Below are 15,723 nucleotides of genomic sequence, written 5' to 3' on the forward strand. Positions count from 1 at the left end.
TGTGCCAATTGAATATTTCAGATAGACTTCCTCTTAGCTGATTAAAGTACTTTTTCATCTTTCGCAAATAATGAATATATAAGGCTTTAATCAGTCCTTTCAATATTTTTTATCGTGTACAGAGATATCATAATAAACTTCCTAGATATTTTACTCATTTTCAAATAAAATTAAGCAATTATATTTTCAATAAATTATTAACTGGAATTAATATCTAAATGAGCGAATATAACTTTACTCGGATTGAGCAACAAGCCCAAGAATATTGGCGTAAAAATGATTCATTTAAAGCTACAGAAGATAAGAATAAAGAAAAATTCTATTGTTTGTCAATGTTACCATATCCAAGTGGTACCCTTCATATGGGACATGTGCGTAATTATACAATTGGAGATGTAATTGCAAGATATCAAAAGATGCAAGGTAAGAATGTCCTTCACCCTATGGGCTGGGATGCATTTGGATTACCTGCAGAAAATGCTGCAATAAAACACAAAAAATCTCCTTATGAGTGGACAAAAAGCAATATTGCATATATGAGATCACAGCTAGATTCTCTTGGGTTTAGCTTTGATTGGTCTAGAGAAATAGCGACTTGTGATGAAGATTATTATAAATGGGAACAATGGTTCTTTATTCAACTATACAAAAAAGGCTTAGCATACCGTAAAAATTCAGTAGTTAATTGGGATCCTGTTGATCAAACAGTACTTGCAAATGAGCAAGTGGTTGATGGCAGAGGTTGGAGATCTGGAGCTTTGGTAGAGAAGAAAGAAATTCCGCAATGGTTCTTGAAAATCACAGATTATGCAGATGAACTTCTAAAAGATATTGACCAGTTAGATGGTTGGCCAGAAGCTGTGAAGACTATGCAGACTAACTGGATTGGCAAATCAAAAGGTCTGACTGTTAAGTTTAAAATTCAAAATTCTGATCAAGAAATTGAGGTATTTACAACTCGTCCAGATACTCTTATGGGAGTTAGCTATCTGGGTATAGCACCTGAGCATCCTCTTGCTCTTGAACAAGCAGAAACTAATGTTGAGTTAGCCTCTTTTATAGAGGAATGTAAGAAATTATCAACTATGGAAGCTGATTTGGCTACTCAAGAAAAGAAAGGTTTCAAAACATCTATAAAAGTAATCCACCCTATTTCTGGTGAAACTATAGATGTATGGGTAGCAAACTTTGTTCTTATGGGATATGGCTCTGGAGCTGTAATGTCAGTCCCAGCACATGATCAAAGAGATTGGGAATTTGCACAAAAATATAATATTGCTCTAAAACAAGTTATTAAGCCTAGTGATAATAAGTCAAAATTAGACTTAGATAAAGAAGCCTTTACAGAAAAAGGTATTTTGACTAACTCTGGAGAGTTTGATGGCTTGAATTTCAAAAAAGCATATCAAGCAATGAAAAAATACCTTTTTGATAACAATAAGGGCTATGAAACTACTAACTTTAGAATTCATGATTGGGGTATCTCACGTCAAAGATTCTGGGGATGTCCTATTCCTATGATACATTGTAATGACTGTGGTGTTGTTCCTGAAAAAGAAGAAAACTTACCAGTTAAATTACCAATAAATGTAACTCTTACAGAAGCTGGGTCTCCACTGAAGGATATACCTGAGTTTCTAGATGTCGCTTGTCCAAAATGTGGAAAACCTGCTAAAAGAGAGACCGATACGTTTGATACGTTCTTTGAATCATCTTGGTATTATGCACGATATACATGCCCTACTGCTAATGAAATGCTAAATGAAGAAGCTAATTATTGGTTGCCAGTTGATAAATATATTGGTGGTATTGAACATGCTATTATGCACCTGCTTTATGCAAGATTTTTCCATAAATTAATGCGTGATGAAGGTTTAATAACTTCTAATGAGCCATTTAAAAACCTATTAACACAAGGTATGGTGCTAAAAGATGGCGCTAAAATGTCTAAATCTAAAGGCAATACTGTTGATCCTCAAGAGCTTATTGATAAATATGGTGCTGATACTGTTAGGTTATTTAGTATGTTTGCAGCGCCTCCTGAGCAATCACTTGAATGGTCAGAAACTGGTGTTGATGGAGCTAATAAGTTCCTACGTAAAGTATATAATTATGCTTGTACAAATAAAGAGATATTAGCAAAAAATGTCACTATAGATACTGGAGCATTATCAAAAAATGATAAAAAAGCTCGTTATGAGATCTATGCTAATTTGAAACAAGCTATTTTTGATTTTGAAAAGAGTCAATTTAATACAGTTGTTTCAGCATGTATGAAAATCTTAAATACACTTAACAATTATGATAATTTATCTGATAGTGTTAAGTCAGAAGGCTTTAGTATTTTATTGAGGATATTATCACCTTTTACGCCACATATTTGTCATTATTTATGGCAAGAGATCGGTCTAGGAGATGATATTCTACATACTAAATTCCCAATAGTTGATGATAAAGCTCTTGAAAAAGATGAGTTTCTTTTAATTGTACAGATAAATGGTAAGGTTAAAGCAAAACTTGAATTAGATGCCTCATTAACAAAAGATCAAGTTGAACAAGAGGTATTAGATGATGAGCATATCAAAACTTTTATCGAAAATAAGCAAATAATAAAAGTTATATATGTGCCTCAGAAATTAATCAATATTGTAGTCAAATAGGTATATACAATGATAAAAAACTATACTAAGACCTTATATTTATTAATAATTGCTACATTGTTATCAGGTTGTGGATTCCACCTTCGTGGTGACCTTGCTGATGGTAATGCTGGGAATTTTAGTAGCCTTATTGATACTAAGTTCTATATTTATAATGCAAGTGGAGCACCTCCAAGTTTAATTACTGAGTTAAGACGTAGGCTTATTGGCTATGGAGCCACTGTTATAAAAAGTAAAAAACAAGAAAAAGATGCAGATTATATAATAAATATTCAAAGTGCTACCAAAAATACCCAAATGACCAGTGTTGTCGGTGGAGCATCAAATAATACTTTCCTTGCGATATATACGATAACATATAATGTTGTTAAACCTAAGGTCAAAACACCAGTTGTTCCTGATAGTACCGTTAATGCACAAATGTTCTGGCAATCAAACGCAAGTACCCAATTAGCTCAGAATAATGAATTAGAGAGGATCTGGAGTTATTTACAATCAGACCTTATGACAAGAATAGTCATTCAGATAGCAGAATTATTACCTAGTAAAGAGACAAAATAGAAAACTAAGGAAGTTTGATATAATGAATATTTTAAAGGAATATTATATAGAGTTGACAAACGATTCTACGTTAACGGTAGTCTTGACTTTTATAGTAATATTGTTAGCTGCTCTATTCTTCTCATGGCTCATAAATAAGATAATTAGCAAATATATATCAACCCTTGCTGAAAAGATTTTTTTTAAGGCTAACTCATCATTAGGCAAATCACTTATTAGAAACAAAATCTTTGATAAGTTGGCTCATATTGCTCCTGCTGTTTTTATATATATTGTAATTGGATTTATAAGTAGTAATGAGTATCCGTGGGTTACACAATTAGTTTCCTTTATCCAGTTAATAGCTGAGGTATACATTACAATATCAATAATTTCTTTTTTTATATCTTTGATTGATGCTATTTTTAGCTATTTTCAATCCCTTCATGAATTTAAATATTACTCTCTAAAAAGCTATGCACAAGTAGTAAAGATTTTATTATATTTAGTTGGAGTAATATTAGTAATATCTTTGTTACTAAATAAATCACCTATTGCATTCTTAACTGGCTTAGGCGCACTATCAGCAGTGTTGATGCTAGTTTTTAAAGATACAATTTTAGGCTTTGCTACTAATATTCAAGTAGCAGCTTTAGATATGGTTAGAGTTGGTGATTGGATAAGTATACAGTCATTAGGTGTAGAAGGAACTGTCCAAGAAATATCAATTAATACTGTAAAAATTAGAGGTTTTGATAAGACAATCTATAACATTCCTACTTACTCATTAATCACAAATAGCGTTAAAAATTGGCGTGGTATGTTTGAAATGGGTGGCAGACAGATCAAAAGATCTTTCAATATTGATGTTGATAGTATTAAGTTTTGTGATGTCGAAACTCTTGATAATTTAAGAAAACTAAATTATATGGATGATATTATAAACTCTTGTAATAAGGACGAATTGATTAATACAACATTGTTTAGAAAATACTTAGAACACTATCTTAAAGATCATCCAAAAATTCATACAGAGCCTGGTTGGTTATTTATTGTAAGAGAATTACAACCTACAGAAAAAGGTTTACCAATCCAACTGTATATGTATACAACAGATACAGTTTGGGCTAATTATGAAGCTATACAAGCTGGAATTTTTGATTATATTTATGCAAGTATGCATTTATTTGGTTTAAGGGCATTCCAGGATATTAGAGGTAGAATAGATAGTAAAACTAACACTTAGGTAATGTGACACCAACCTGGCCTTGGTATTTACCACCCTTGTCTGCATAAGAAGTTTCACACTCTTCGTCTGATTGGAAAAATAGCATCTGAGCTACACCTTCATTAGCATATATTTTAGCTGGTAATGGTGTTGTATTTGAGAATTCTAAAGTTACATAGCCCTCCCACTCTGGCTCAAGAGGAGTTACATTAACAATAATTCCACATCTAGCATATGTGGATTTACCTAAGCAGACTACTAGAGTATCTCTTGGGATTTTGAATTTCTCAACTGTACGAGCTAAGGCAAAAGAATTAGGAGGAATAATACAAACATCTCCTTTAAAATCTACAAAGTTTTTATCATCAAAGCTTTTGGGATCGACTATTGAAGAGTTTATATTTGTAAATATTTTAAACTCATCAGCACAACGTACATCATATCCATAACTTGAAGTTCCATAAGAAACGATTTTTTGGTTATTAGAAACTTTAATTTGTCCTGCCTCAAAAGGTTCTATCATATTATGCTCTTGAGACATTTTTTTGATCCATTTATCTGATTTTATAGTCATTACTATTATTTCTCTCTTAATTTTCTAATTTAACACCAATAGAATCTAAACTACTTGCTTTAGGTAGTTTTTCAATTTCATTCACAATATTTTCAGCAACTGTCATATAACTAGTATTGATAGCATCATCTTTATCTAAACTGACATATGGTTTTCCATTATCAGCATTTTCACGGATAGATTTATGTAGTGGTAAATTTCCTAAAAATTCAATGTTATTTTTACCACACAATAGATGAGCACCATCTTCACCAAAGATGTGATCATTATTACCACATTTCGGACAAATATAGTAACTCATATTCTCTATGACACCAAGAGTTTTTATATCAACTTTTTGGAACATTGCAAGTGCTCTTCTTGCATCAATCAGTGATAAGTCTTGTGGCGTCGTAACGATTACAGCTCCTGTTACAGGCATATTTTTAGAGATAGTAAGCTGAATATCTCCTGTTCCAGGTGGCAAGTCTAAAAATAAATAATCAAGATCTCCCCAGTCAGTATCATTCAAAAGTTGCATCAACGCTCTAGATACAATAGGACCACGCCAAATTACTGCTGATTCAGAGTCAATTAAATTTCCTATAGATATCATCTTAACTCCGTATTTTTCCAACGGAATAATCTTTTTCTTATCTGTTGTATTAGGGTTCTGTTTCAGATCAAATAATGTTGGTTGGCTAGGACCATAGATATCAGCATCTAATATACCAACACTAGCCCCCATCTTTGCGAAACTAACTGCAAGATTAGCTGTAACAGTTGATTTACCAACACCACCCTTACCAGATGCAACCAAGATTATATTTTTTATATTAGGCAAAAGCTTCTGTCCTTTTTGGACTTTCCTTTTAGCGACATTTTCAATTTTCATGATATTAAATTACTAGCGTTTTCGCTATCATAGATACAATTTGACTGTAATTATACTTAATTAAATATGCTTAAAAAAGATGATTTTAAAACGATTTTGCTAACAAGCATTGGTGGAATGTTAGAATTTTATGACTTTGTCATATTCGGTATGTTTGCAATCGTCTTAGGCAAGACATTTTTTCCACCAGAAGGATCTGCTGCATTACAAGCGCTCTCTGCATTTACGGTTTTTGCAGTAGGTTATTTTGCTAGACCATTTGGTGGAATATTATTTGGACATATTGGCGATAGATACGGACGTAAAAAATCATTTATTCTTACAATACTATTTATGGGTCTTGCATCTTTTTTGATAGCACTACTACCTTCATATCAGAATGCAGGTATATTGGCCACATTACTATTTGTAGTACTACGAATTATCCAAGGAGCAGCAATTGGTGGCGAAATCCCAAGTGCTGTAGTTTTTGTAAAGGAATCTTTAGTTAAAAATGGCGGTCTTGCTTGCGGAATTATTTTTTGCTTTATCAACTTTGGTATTTTCTTTGCAGAGATTACAAAGATTATAACAACTCATTTTCTTACTGATGATTATGCTTGGCGCGTAGCTTTTATGTTTGGTGGTCTTGCTGCTATTATTAGTTATTTTTTTAGAAAAGAGATACATGAAACCAACACTTTTTTAAATAAGAAAGATCATCACAAAGTTCCATTAATTGATTTATTTAAAACAGAAAAGCTCGCAATCGTAAGAGCAACAGCTGCAGTCTCAATATTTGCTATGGTAGTTGGGTTTTTCTCATTATATTTACCAACTTACTTTCAGCTAAATCATATAGAAAATGGACCTAGTTTAATACTTATTAATCTTTTTGTTTTTTCAGTAGTTTCTATACCTGCAGGATATCTTGCTGATAAATTTACACCTTTACGTATACTTTTGATTGGTGCTTTAGGCTTAATGATATTTGGAAGCTTTTTCTACTATAGTGTTATAACTAATTCAAAATATCTTTTAGGAATAATGCTTATTAACAATATCTTTATGGGACTTGTTGTTGGAGTAGCATCTAATTATGCGAGCACCCTATTTACGCCAGGAGTACGAGCTAGTGGATTAGGTTTTAGTTATAATATTAGTTTTGCAGTGTTTAATGGTGCTTTTTTAGCTCTAGCGAGCTTAGGGATCGCTAAGGGATATATATTAACGCCTCTATATCTAATATTAACCGTAGTTATCATTTCCATTATAATTTTACTTGTCACTAAAAGATTTGGTCAACATAACATAGCTATATAGATTGCTATCATTATGATAAAATTTTTCTTATATTTCTTTTATTTAGTTTTACCATGGAAAACTTCCTAAACAGTCTAGTATATATTTTAGAAGCAAATACAATTTTGTTTATATGTCAAGCTTTTACCATTTTTGTAGTCTTAAAACTAATTGTTGACAAAAAATCACCATCAAATATATTAGCTTGGCTATTAGCTATACTTTTTATTCCTTACGTTGCGATCCCATTCTTTTTTATTTTTCAGCGTAAGGATAAGCGTAAATTTTGGCAAAAAAATGCTATGAGTATGGATGATACCGAATCATTTGATAAATCATGTATATATCAAAATAGTTGTCAGGACTTACCTGTTAGTGTTATTAGAACATTCTCAAATCTTGAGTTGCCTACTCTAACTATGAAAAACTCGTTTGATATTTATACTGATGGAACAAAGTCATTTGAAGTATTTATAGAGGCTATAAAATCAGCCAAACATAGTATTTATATTCAAACATATATTATCAAAAATGATACAACATCAAAGCTTGTAATAAGAGCATTAGAACAAAAAGCTGCTGAGGGTTTAGATATTAAAATATTAATAGATTCATTAGGATCATTTTATGTTTATCGTCATAACAAAAGAATATTTAAGAATCTAAGAAAGCTAGGCGCTAAAGTAGTATTTTTTATGCCTATAATATCTAATCCTTTGCGTAATTATATAAATTATCGTAAAATATTTATTTTTGATAATAACACAGCTTTTAGTGGTGGAATAAATATAGGTGATGAATATATGTCACCGACTAAGCATAATGGAATGTGGAGTGATTTATTGTTCAAAATTGAAGGAGAATCTGTAGTCCACTTTCTGAAAGTTTTTTGTTCAGACTGGCACTTTGCAACATCAGAAGAACTAAACTTCAAAATTGAAAGTCAAATCACAACTGAGTGTTTCGCTCAGGTAATACCTTCTGGTCCAGATATGCATAAAAATCAGCTTTATGCTGGATTAATTACTGCCATAAACTCTGCTCAACATCGGTTATGGATTATAACACCATACCTAATCCCATCACTTGATTTACTACAATCAATACTATTAGCAAAATGTCGTGGAATAGATGTAAAAGTAATCACACCTAAAAACTCTGACCATAAAATAATTAATCGAGCTAGATCTAGTTATATTAGAGATTTACTCGAATGTAACATAGACGTATATTTTACTGAAAACATGCTACATGCAAAGGCTGTACTTGTTGACTCTAACATAGCTATCTTAGGTTCAGTAAATTTAGATAATCGTAGTCTATTTTTGAACTATGAAATAGCAACTTTTATATACTCACCTAAACAAGTTAAGAAATTATATACATGGGCAGAAATTGTAATAGAAGGCTCAACACAGGATGCATCTCACCTACCAACGAAACGCACAAGTTTAATCGTTGAAAGTATAATGAAGATATTGACACCATTAATGTAAGCTACCCAGAAAATCAGGGCTGTGTTACAATCTAGCTTAATAATTTGTTATCACCATATAAATAAATGGAAAATTTCTTACTACATTTACTATACATCCTTGAAGCAAACATTATTTTATTTGTATGTCAGGCATTTACAATATTAATTGTTCTAAAATTAATAGTCGATAAGAAGTCTGCTTCTAATATAATAGCATGGTTATTAGCTATACTTTTTATTCCGTATGTAGCTATACCTTTTTTCTTTATATTCCAACGCAAAGATAAGCGTAGCTTTTGGCAAAAGGAAAATATGGATATTAGCGAATCAAGCTTACAATCATTTTGTATTAATGATAGTGATAGTTGCAAAAATTTGCCGATAGAAACAATAAATGTTTTTACAAATATGGATCTACCAACCTTAACAAGTAAAAACTCTTTTGAGATGTATACTAATGGGGTTAAGTCATTCGAAGCTTTTATGGAAGCGATTAAAGCTGCTAAGAAAAATATCTACATTCAAACGTATGTATTTAAAAATGACACAACATCTAAACTTGTAATCAGTGCCCTAGAAAAAAAAGCTGCTGAAGGTGTTGAAGTTAAAATGATGATAGATTCTTTAGGATCATTCTATATATATCGCCATAATAGAAAAATATTTAAAAACTTACGTAAATTAGGTGCTCAAGTTGTATTTTTTATGCCGGTAATATCAAATCCATTACGTAACTATATTAACTATAGAAATCATCGTAAAATATATATTTTTGATAATCAAACTGTATTTAGTGGCGGTATGAATATAGGTGATGAATATATGTCGCCAATTGAGCATGAAGGAATGTGGGATGATATTTTATTTAAAATCCAAGGAGATTCATTAGCATATTTTCTTAAAGTTTTTTGCTCAGACTGGCACTTTGCTACAAGTGAAGAGCTTGAATTTAAAATTGAAAACACTATTTCTCAGGAAGGTTTTGTTCAAGTAATACCTTCAGGACCAGACTTACAGGAAGATCAACTATATTCTGGTCTTATTACAGCTATTAATTCAGCCAAAGAAAAGCTCTGGATAATAACTCCATATCTAATACCATCTGCTGAACTATATCACTCAATTATACTAGCAAAAAAGAAAGGCATAGATGTCAAAATTATTACACCTAAAAAATCTAATCATCAATTAGCTGATCGTGCTAGAGCTAGTTATATAAGAGATTTTTTAGCAAATGATATTGATGTTCATTTTACAAAGAATATGATCCATGCAAAAGCCGTGTTAATAGATAATAATATCGCTATGCTTGGTTCTGTTAATTTAGATAATCGTAGCTTATTTTTGAATTATGAAATTGCTACTTTTTTGTATAGTAAGAACGATGTCGAAAAAATATATCAGTGGGCTGACAAAATATTAGCTGACTCTACTCAAAGCACACAGCATATGACTACAAGCAGAGGTAGTCTGATTGCAGAAAGTATTCTTAAAATACTTACTCCGTTAATGTAACCGTAGATCATAACACTTATTTGCTATCTTTTAAATAGACTTTCGTTGATATTTTTTTATTTGATAAAAGCTGGTTAATCTCTTGAATTTGTAAATTATTATGTCCTTGTTTTTGATTTATTTTAGTTAAACCAAGGAGATATACTATTATGCAAAAACTTAAAGCCACATCGAAAGCATTGTTAATACTAGGACTAGGTACAACAGTATTGACATCATGTTCAAATGATGATGACAAAAGCAATGTTGATCCATTAGAACTCTATAACAAAGTAACTCAGCTTGAAGCTGCTTTTGATGAACAATATGATGATACTTTTAAACTACCAGAAAATGCTAAACAATGTACTAAAAATATTACCAAAAACTCAGATGTATTTAAGTATATGGATAGCAAAACAGGTTATGATTATATAGATAACTCTCAGTATGCCCAAACCGCAAAAAAATTAGTAGATAGTTTAAATAATCTAATGTACGAATTTAAAGATATTGGCTTTATTAAAGCTATAGAGAAAAGTGGTAAACACCCTGCTATTATGTTCGATATTGATAATACTCTTGAATTAACGTCTTTTAATGATGATTACGATAGCAAAGGTACCAAACCAACTCCATATATTACTGACTTTGTAAAAAAACAATGTTTTAAAAATGGGGTTGATTGCTATTTTATAACTGCTAGATATTGTAATACTGCCTCAGCAACTACTACTGCAAAATGGCTAAAAAATAATCTCAATCTTACAGATGATCAGATTGATAAATATGTATTTTTGTCAGGTTCAATTGAAAATAGCCTTTGTGCGTCTGGTGCAAATGATAAAGTCGCTTATAAAGATTCATTTAGACAAGCCCTATCAGAACAAAGAAATGTATATTGGTTGATGTCTATTGGTGATCAAATGACTGATTGGTACGGCTCTCATAGTGGTTTAAAAGTCAAATTCCCAAATCAACTATTCCAAAGTAATATAGTACCTAATAACTATGATAACCCTAGCAACTGTATGTTGATGACTGTTACTGCTCCTACTCAAAGTTGCTATGATAGAATTAAATCAGGAATATTAGAGCATGGTACAATTAATTATTGTAAAAATTTCAAAAATAATAAATATTATAGCGGTAATTAGAGTCTAAATTATTGTTAATTTCTAAGTCCAAATAGCGACTATTGCCATAATTGCAAAGCCAATAATTACAAAACTATATTGCTTTGTGTTACAACAGTCTTTAACAAGTACAGATCTATCTAAACCATGTAAAGTTCCCATATATATAAAAGTACCTGCTGCTATAGCAGTAAATGTAGGCTCAACAAATGGATTTGAAACGTAGTTATGTGCAGCTTGTCCAAATAATATTCCTAATGGTGTCATAAAAACAAATATTATAAATAGGATTATCCTTGCTAAAAATCTTAGGCTTGTCTTATTAATACTTATAGCTAAAGCAAAACTTGCTGCCCATTTATGAGTAATAATTGCTAGAAATATTACTAATGCGACACTTAACTGTTCTGATAAACCTAATGCTGCACCTTCAAAGAAACTATGAATAGATAACATTATTGTTGCCATTATAGCCATAAAAGATAGATTGCCTTTATTGCTCTTTGATAGTGCTCCACCTATATGTTCTAACAACAAAAAGAGTAAAATAGTTATCCCTGCTATCAAAAATGGAAATGGGTAGTCTATATTTAGTTCTGAAAAATCCCCAGCTGAATCACTTAGCATATGAATTAGACCAGCACCTAAAAATACACCACTTGCCAAAGCATCACCTATTGGGAAGTGAAATCCCTCAGGATTATTTGCTTTCTTTACAAAAGGAAATATACCAGAAATTGCCGTTACAAATAAAATCACAAGCAGAATTGTTAATTGAAAGTTACTCATTTTTAAGCCTCTTCATCATCTGATTCAAACCAAGCAGGAAATGGATCTGCTAAATCGGTATATTTTTCTGGATTATCCCAGTAGTCATTTATTAAGCAATCATCTAGAGCCGCTTTTATTTGCTCATCTTTCATCTCATCTTTTAGACCAATAAATACTATCTCTTGTCTTCTATCACCACTGATATCATTCCATCTATCTTTTAGCATCTGTTGAAACTCTGGGGTATTTGGCCATTGCTCTTTATCCATACTAGCCCACCACATGCCCATACCTTGATGCCTTACTAAAGCACCAGCTTGAGAAACTTCACCAACATAATCTGGTCTTGTAGCTAGCCAAAAGAATCCCTTTGCTCTAACTATGCCTGGCCACTCTACATTGTCAAAAAAGTTTTTTATCTTAACCGGATCAAAAGGGTTTATTGAATGATAAACAAATGATCTAATACCATACTCTTCTGTTTCTGGTACATGTTCTTTGAAGTTATAAAGTTCTTTGCTCCACAATGGATGATTTTCAGCTTCTTCTAGATCAAATTTATTAGTGTTTACAACCTTATTAATATCAACTTTTGAGAAGTCAGTTTCTATAATCTCAGCATCAACATTTAGTCCTTTAATTATAGATTTGATAGTATCTTTGTCTTTAGCTGAACAATTATCAACTTTGTTTAAAATGATTACATTTGCAAATTCTATTTGCTCAACCATAAGGTCAACTATTGCTCGGTCATCTTCTTCCCCTAAGCTTTCATCAGTATTTTTTAGATACTCTGAAGAGCTATAGTGATTCATAAAATTAACACTATCAACTACTGTAACCATCGTATCTATATAAGCAACATCGGCTAGACTCTTACCCTCTTCATCTCTAAACTCAAAAGTTGTCGCAACAGGTAGTGGTTCTGAGATACCAGTACTTTCAATAATTAAATAATCATATTTTTGTGATTTTGCTAACTGCTCTACTTCTATTAGCAAATCTTCACGCAGAGTACAGCAAATACAGCCATTACTAAGCTCAACCATCTTTGCTTCAGTTTTTGAAATATGTGAATCATGATTTTTGATTAGCTCAGCATCTATATTTATTTCATTCATGTCATTAACAATCATAGCAATTTTTAAACCATTACTATTATTGAGAATATTACTTAATAAAGTAGTCTTACCAGCCCCTAGAAAGCCAGATAAAACAGTAACAGGTAATTTTTTCATATAGAGTTTTCTTGTAGTTAAAGTTTGATTGATATAATACATAACTACACAATATGTTACAATATAACAGTTTATTAAATAATAAGAAATGAGTTATACTTTGTCGAGTAAATTAAATAAAATTTGACTTCTATTAATGAGTAAAAGTATACAAATAGCTAAAAATTTCTGTGAAAAGAATAAATACAGATTTACTAAACCTCGAGAACAAGTGCTCCAAACTATTTATAATCAAAACACTCCGCTAAGTGCTTATGATATTTTAGAGATTCTTTCAGCAAAAAAACAAACAAATCCCCCTACTGTATATAGAGCAATAGATTTTTGGTTAAAACATGGTTTTATCCATAGGATAGAAAGTCAAAATTGTTATGTAAAATGTAAAGAAAATCACAAGCATCAAGGTTTTGAAGTATTTGTCTGCCAAAATTGTGGTTTTGTTGATGAATCACATTTTTGTAATCTAGACATATTTAAAGAGTTTCAAAAACTTACCCCTTATCAAGTTGATAGTTGGAATCTTGAGTTAAGAGGATTATGCGATAAATGTCTCAATAAAGGTTAGTGTAATATTAGTTTTATAGCACTAAATTAATTATAATTTCAACTTGCTCCAAGATTATTGATACATCTAAAATTTTAACAATAAAAAGGAATTATCATGAAATTTCTACATTATAAGTATAATAATGATATTTATCCATGTATCTTATCAAAAGACATTTTATACAATATTAAAGATTTCGTATCAGATATTTCACCACAAAATATTGTCAAACTTACCTCTATAATAAGCAATATTGATATAACTACTTTACCTGTATTAACAAAAAATATAAACGAAAATAATATAACTAACTGCATTAATAACCCTGGAAAAATAGTCGCTATAGGAATGAATTATTTAGATCATTTAGAGCGAGTCAATTTTCTTGGTGGACCTAAAATTAAACCAACTAATTTTATTTACAAGAAAACGATGTCCTTGAATTAGAAATAGAGGGTTTGGGAATACAAAAGAATTTAATTTTGAAAGGCTGAAATATATTAGACATAAATAACATAACTAATAGACAAATAATTTTGTGAGCTTTTATAGTCAGTACTTTTAGTTGTAATACTTGTATAATCTAAGCCAAGCCAAGAGCTATACAATATGTTATAACGAAATCCACCACCATATTGAAGAGCATTATTATTTGTACTCTGATAAAGTTGAGAATAGTCTAAATAAGTTATAAGACTTTTCTCAAATAAGTTCCAGGTATAACTTCCTTGTATTGACCATGACCCAACCATATCACCAGAGTTTAAAAAGTTATCATAAATATATTGAGAATCTGGTCTAATTGATCCAAAGAAAGGAACTCCTGAGATCTTATTTGAACTAATTGCTGAAGAGTAGTTAACACCACTAACACCTTTATCTGTAACAGCTCCTTCAAGAAAAAAGTTAAAATCAGATATAGCCGCAACATAATGAGCATCAAATATCCCAACCCTACCATTAGTAGTTGAATTAAACCCTGAAGAGTTTGTATATGATATACCAAAGTATTGATAATCTCCTTCGGTAGACATTTTATATGTATATTTAGCATTTAATGTATAACCTATTCCCCCCTTACTATCAGCATTTGTAGTTCCAAAATAGCCTTTTGTATTTGAATTAAGTATAACTGCATTTAAGAGAATACTATCTGTAGCATACGATAAGTTCGCATTTCCACCTGATTGCATGAAATACAATCGAGTAAGAGTAGATACGAAGTTTGATACAATATCAAAATTACCAAACATAACTACATCATTTGCTATATAGCCAAAAACATTACTTTCAGATAAGTCTCCTACTGTTACATACCATGAATATGGGATTACATGTGTTCCTGCTCCATCGTTATATACAGTTAAGCTACCAAATGCACTAACCCACTTAGATAATGTAGAAGCAACATACCCATCTATAAAATATGAAAAGTCTTTTGTTGTACCTTGATTATGTATTGCATGAAGCCTATTCCAATCTATAAATGCTGCTTTACCACCAGTATAAATATACCCATCCTCAAGTAACCCGTCTTTTCTAGATTGCATCATAAATAAGGGATGTCCAGTACGTTTAAGTGGGTTTAACATTGCATGAGAAAATACTTCATTAACCCTAAATCCATTAAAAGATTCATATTTAAGATAAGATATATTTAATTGACTATTTATTAGATCATCATAGGTATAAGTTTCGATCTGATTGAGTTTGTTTTTATTTAATGATTCTCCATACTGCATCGTGACATTATCTACAGTTTCTATCAAATCTGAAGAATAATTCTTTTGTTGTGTGTTTATTGAGTCGTCAGAATATCCTTTTATAACAAAAATAACAGATAAAATAGAAACAGCGACTTTATGCATTAGACAATCCTATTTCTGAGATAGTTATGTCAACT

14 protein-coding genes are annotated in these 15,723 nt (G+C 31.1%); 9 read left to right on the forward strand and 5 right to left on the reverse strand.

What is annotated here, in order from left to right; all coding sequences use genetic code 11:
- Nucleotides 1-218: 218 nt before the first annotated feature.
- The 3 genes from leuS to F3D57_RS02785 are packed head-to-tail and all read left to right on the forward strand — an operon-like array spanning nucleotide 219 to nucleotide 4,446.
- Nucleotides 219-2,660 (forward strand): leucine--tRNA ligase, encoded by a 2,442-nt coding sequence (gene leuS, locus F3D57_RS02775; RefSeq protein ID WP_150465117.1) that lies wholly within the window; start codon nucleotides 219-221, stop codon nucleotides 2,658-2,660.
- Between the two features lie 9 nt (nucleotides 2,661-2,669).
- Nucleotides 2,670-3,221, forward strand: a complete 552-nt coding sequence (lptE, locus tag F3D57_RS02780) for an LPS assembly lipoprotein LptE (RefSeq protein ID WP_150465118.1) — start codon at nucleotides 2,670-2,672, stop codon at nucleotides 3,219-3,221.
- A gap of 22 nt (nucleotides 3,222-3,243) precedes the next feature.
- A complete protein-coding gene (locus F3D57_RS02785; RefSeq protein WP_150465119.1) occupies nucleotides 3,244-4,446 on the forward strand; it encodes a mechanosensitive ion channel family protein in 1,203 nt (400 codons plus the stop codon).
- Here F3D57_RS02785 and dcd read toward each other — a convergent pair.
- Both dcd and F3D57_RS02795 read right to left on the reverse strand, forming a co-directional pair.
- Nucleotides 4,436-5,002, reverse strand: a complete 567-nt coding sequence (gene dcd, locus F3D57_RS02790; RefSeq protein WP_013923129.1) for a dCTP deaminase — start codon at nucleotides 5,000-5,002, stop codon at nucleotides 4,436-4,438. The two genes, F3D57_RS02785 and dcd, sit on opposite strands and share 11 nt — an antisense overlap.
- Before the next feature lie 16 nt (nucleotides 5,003-5,018).
- Nucleotides 5,019-5,879, reverse strand: coding sequence for an Mrp/NBP35 family ATP-binding protein (locus F3D57_RS02795; protein ID WP_150465120.1), 861 nt, complete (start codon nucleotides 5,877-5,879; stop codon nucleotides 5,019-5,021).
- A 63-nt stretch (nucleotides 5,880-5,942) separates the two neighbouring features.
- On the opposite strand from F3D57_RS02795, the gene F3D57_RS02800 reads away from it, so the two are divergent.
- The 4 genes from F3D57_RS02800 to F3D57_RS02815 all read left to right on the forward strand — a co-directional run bounded on the left by F3D57_RS02800 (nucleotide 5,943) and on the right by F3D57_RS02815 (nucleotide 11,285).
- On the forward strand, nucleotides 5,943-7,178 hold the full coding sequence (locus tag F3D57_RS02800) for an MFS transporter (protein WP_150465121.1): 1,236 nt from the start codon (nucleotides 5,943-5,945) through the stop codon (nucleotides 7,176-7,178).
- A 53-nt stretch (nucleotides 7,179-7,231) separates the two neighbouring features.
- Nucleotides 7,232-8,653 (forward strand): cardiolipin synthase, encoded by a 1,422-nt coding sequence (gene cls, locus F3D57_RS02805; protein WP_150465122.1) that lies wholly within the window; start codon nucleotides 7,232-7,234, stop codon nucleotides 8,651-8,653.
- A 65-nt stretch (nucleotides 8,654-8,718) separates the two neighbouring features.
- Complete coding sequence (cls, locus tag F3D57_RS02810; protein WP_150465123.1) at nucleotides 8,719-10,149, forward strand: cardiolipin synthase; 1,431 nt, start codon at nucleotides 8,719-8,721, stop codon at nucleotides 10,147-10,149.
- A gap of 149 nt (nucleotides 10,150-10,298) precedes the next feature.
- Nucleotides 10,299-11,285, forward strand: coding sequence for an HAD family acid phosphatase (locus tag F3D57_RS02815; RefSeq protein WP_150465124.1), 987 nt, complete (start codon nucleotides 10,299-10,301; stop codon nucleotides 11,283-11,285).
- A 21-nt stretch (nucleotides 11,286-11,306) separates the two neighbouring features.
- On the opposite strand, the gene F3D57_RS02820 is transcribed toward F3D57_RS02815, so the two are convergent.
- Together F3D57_RS02820 and F3D57_RS02825 are read right to left on the reverse strand one after the other, a co-directional pair.
- Entirely contained in the window at nucleotides 11,307-12,053 is a 747-nt protein-coding gene (locus tag F3D57_RS02820; protein ID WP_146421369.1) for a ZIP family metal transporter, read from the reverse strand.
- A gap of 2 nt (nucleotides 12,054-12,055) precedes the next feature.
- Nucleotides 12,056-13,273 (reverse strand): GTP-binding protein, encoded by a 1,218-nt coding sequence (locus F3D57_RS02825; RefSeq protein ID WP_150465125.1) that lies wholly within the window; start codon nucleotides 13,271-13,273, stop codon nucleotides 12,056-12,058.
- A 136-nt stretch (nucleotides 13,274-13,409) separates the two neighbouring features.
- Between F3D57_RS02825 and F3D57_RS02830 the strand changes: the two genes are divergently transcribed.
- Nucleotides 13,410-13,838 (forward strand): Fur family transcriptional regulator, encoded by a 429-nt coding sequence (locus tag F3D57_RS02830; RefSeq protein ID WP_013923137.1) that lies wholly within the window; start codon nucleotides 13,410-13,412, stop codon nucleotides 13,836-13,838.
- Nucleotides 13,839-13,934: 96 nt separating this feature from the next.
- Nucleotides 13,935-14,267, forward strand: a complete 333-nt coding sequence (locus F3D57_RS02835) for a hypothetical protein (RefSeq protein ID WP_191092339.1) — start codon at nucleotides 13,935-13,937, stop codon at nucleotides 14,265-14,267.
- Nucleotides 14,268-14,320: 53 nt separating this feature from the next.
- On the opposite strand, the gene F3D57_RS10330 is transcribed toward F3D57_RS02835, so the two are convergent.
- The gene (locus tag F3D57_RS10330) at nucleotides 14,321-15,688 is read right to left on the reverse strand and encodes a hypothetical protein (protein ID WP_150465126.1); all 1,368 of its coding nucleotides are present in this window, start codon (nucleotides 15,686-15,688) and stop codon (nucleotides 14,321-14,323) included.
- Between the last annotated feature and the right edge of the window lie 35 nt (nucleotides 15,689-15,723).

Source organism: Francisella sp. SYW-2, assembly GCF_008711475.1.
Classification (GTDB): domain Bacteria; phylum Pseudomonadota; class Gammaproteobacteria; order Francisellales; family Francisellaceae; genus Francisella; species Francisella salimarina.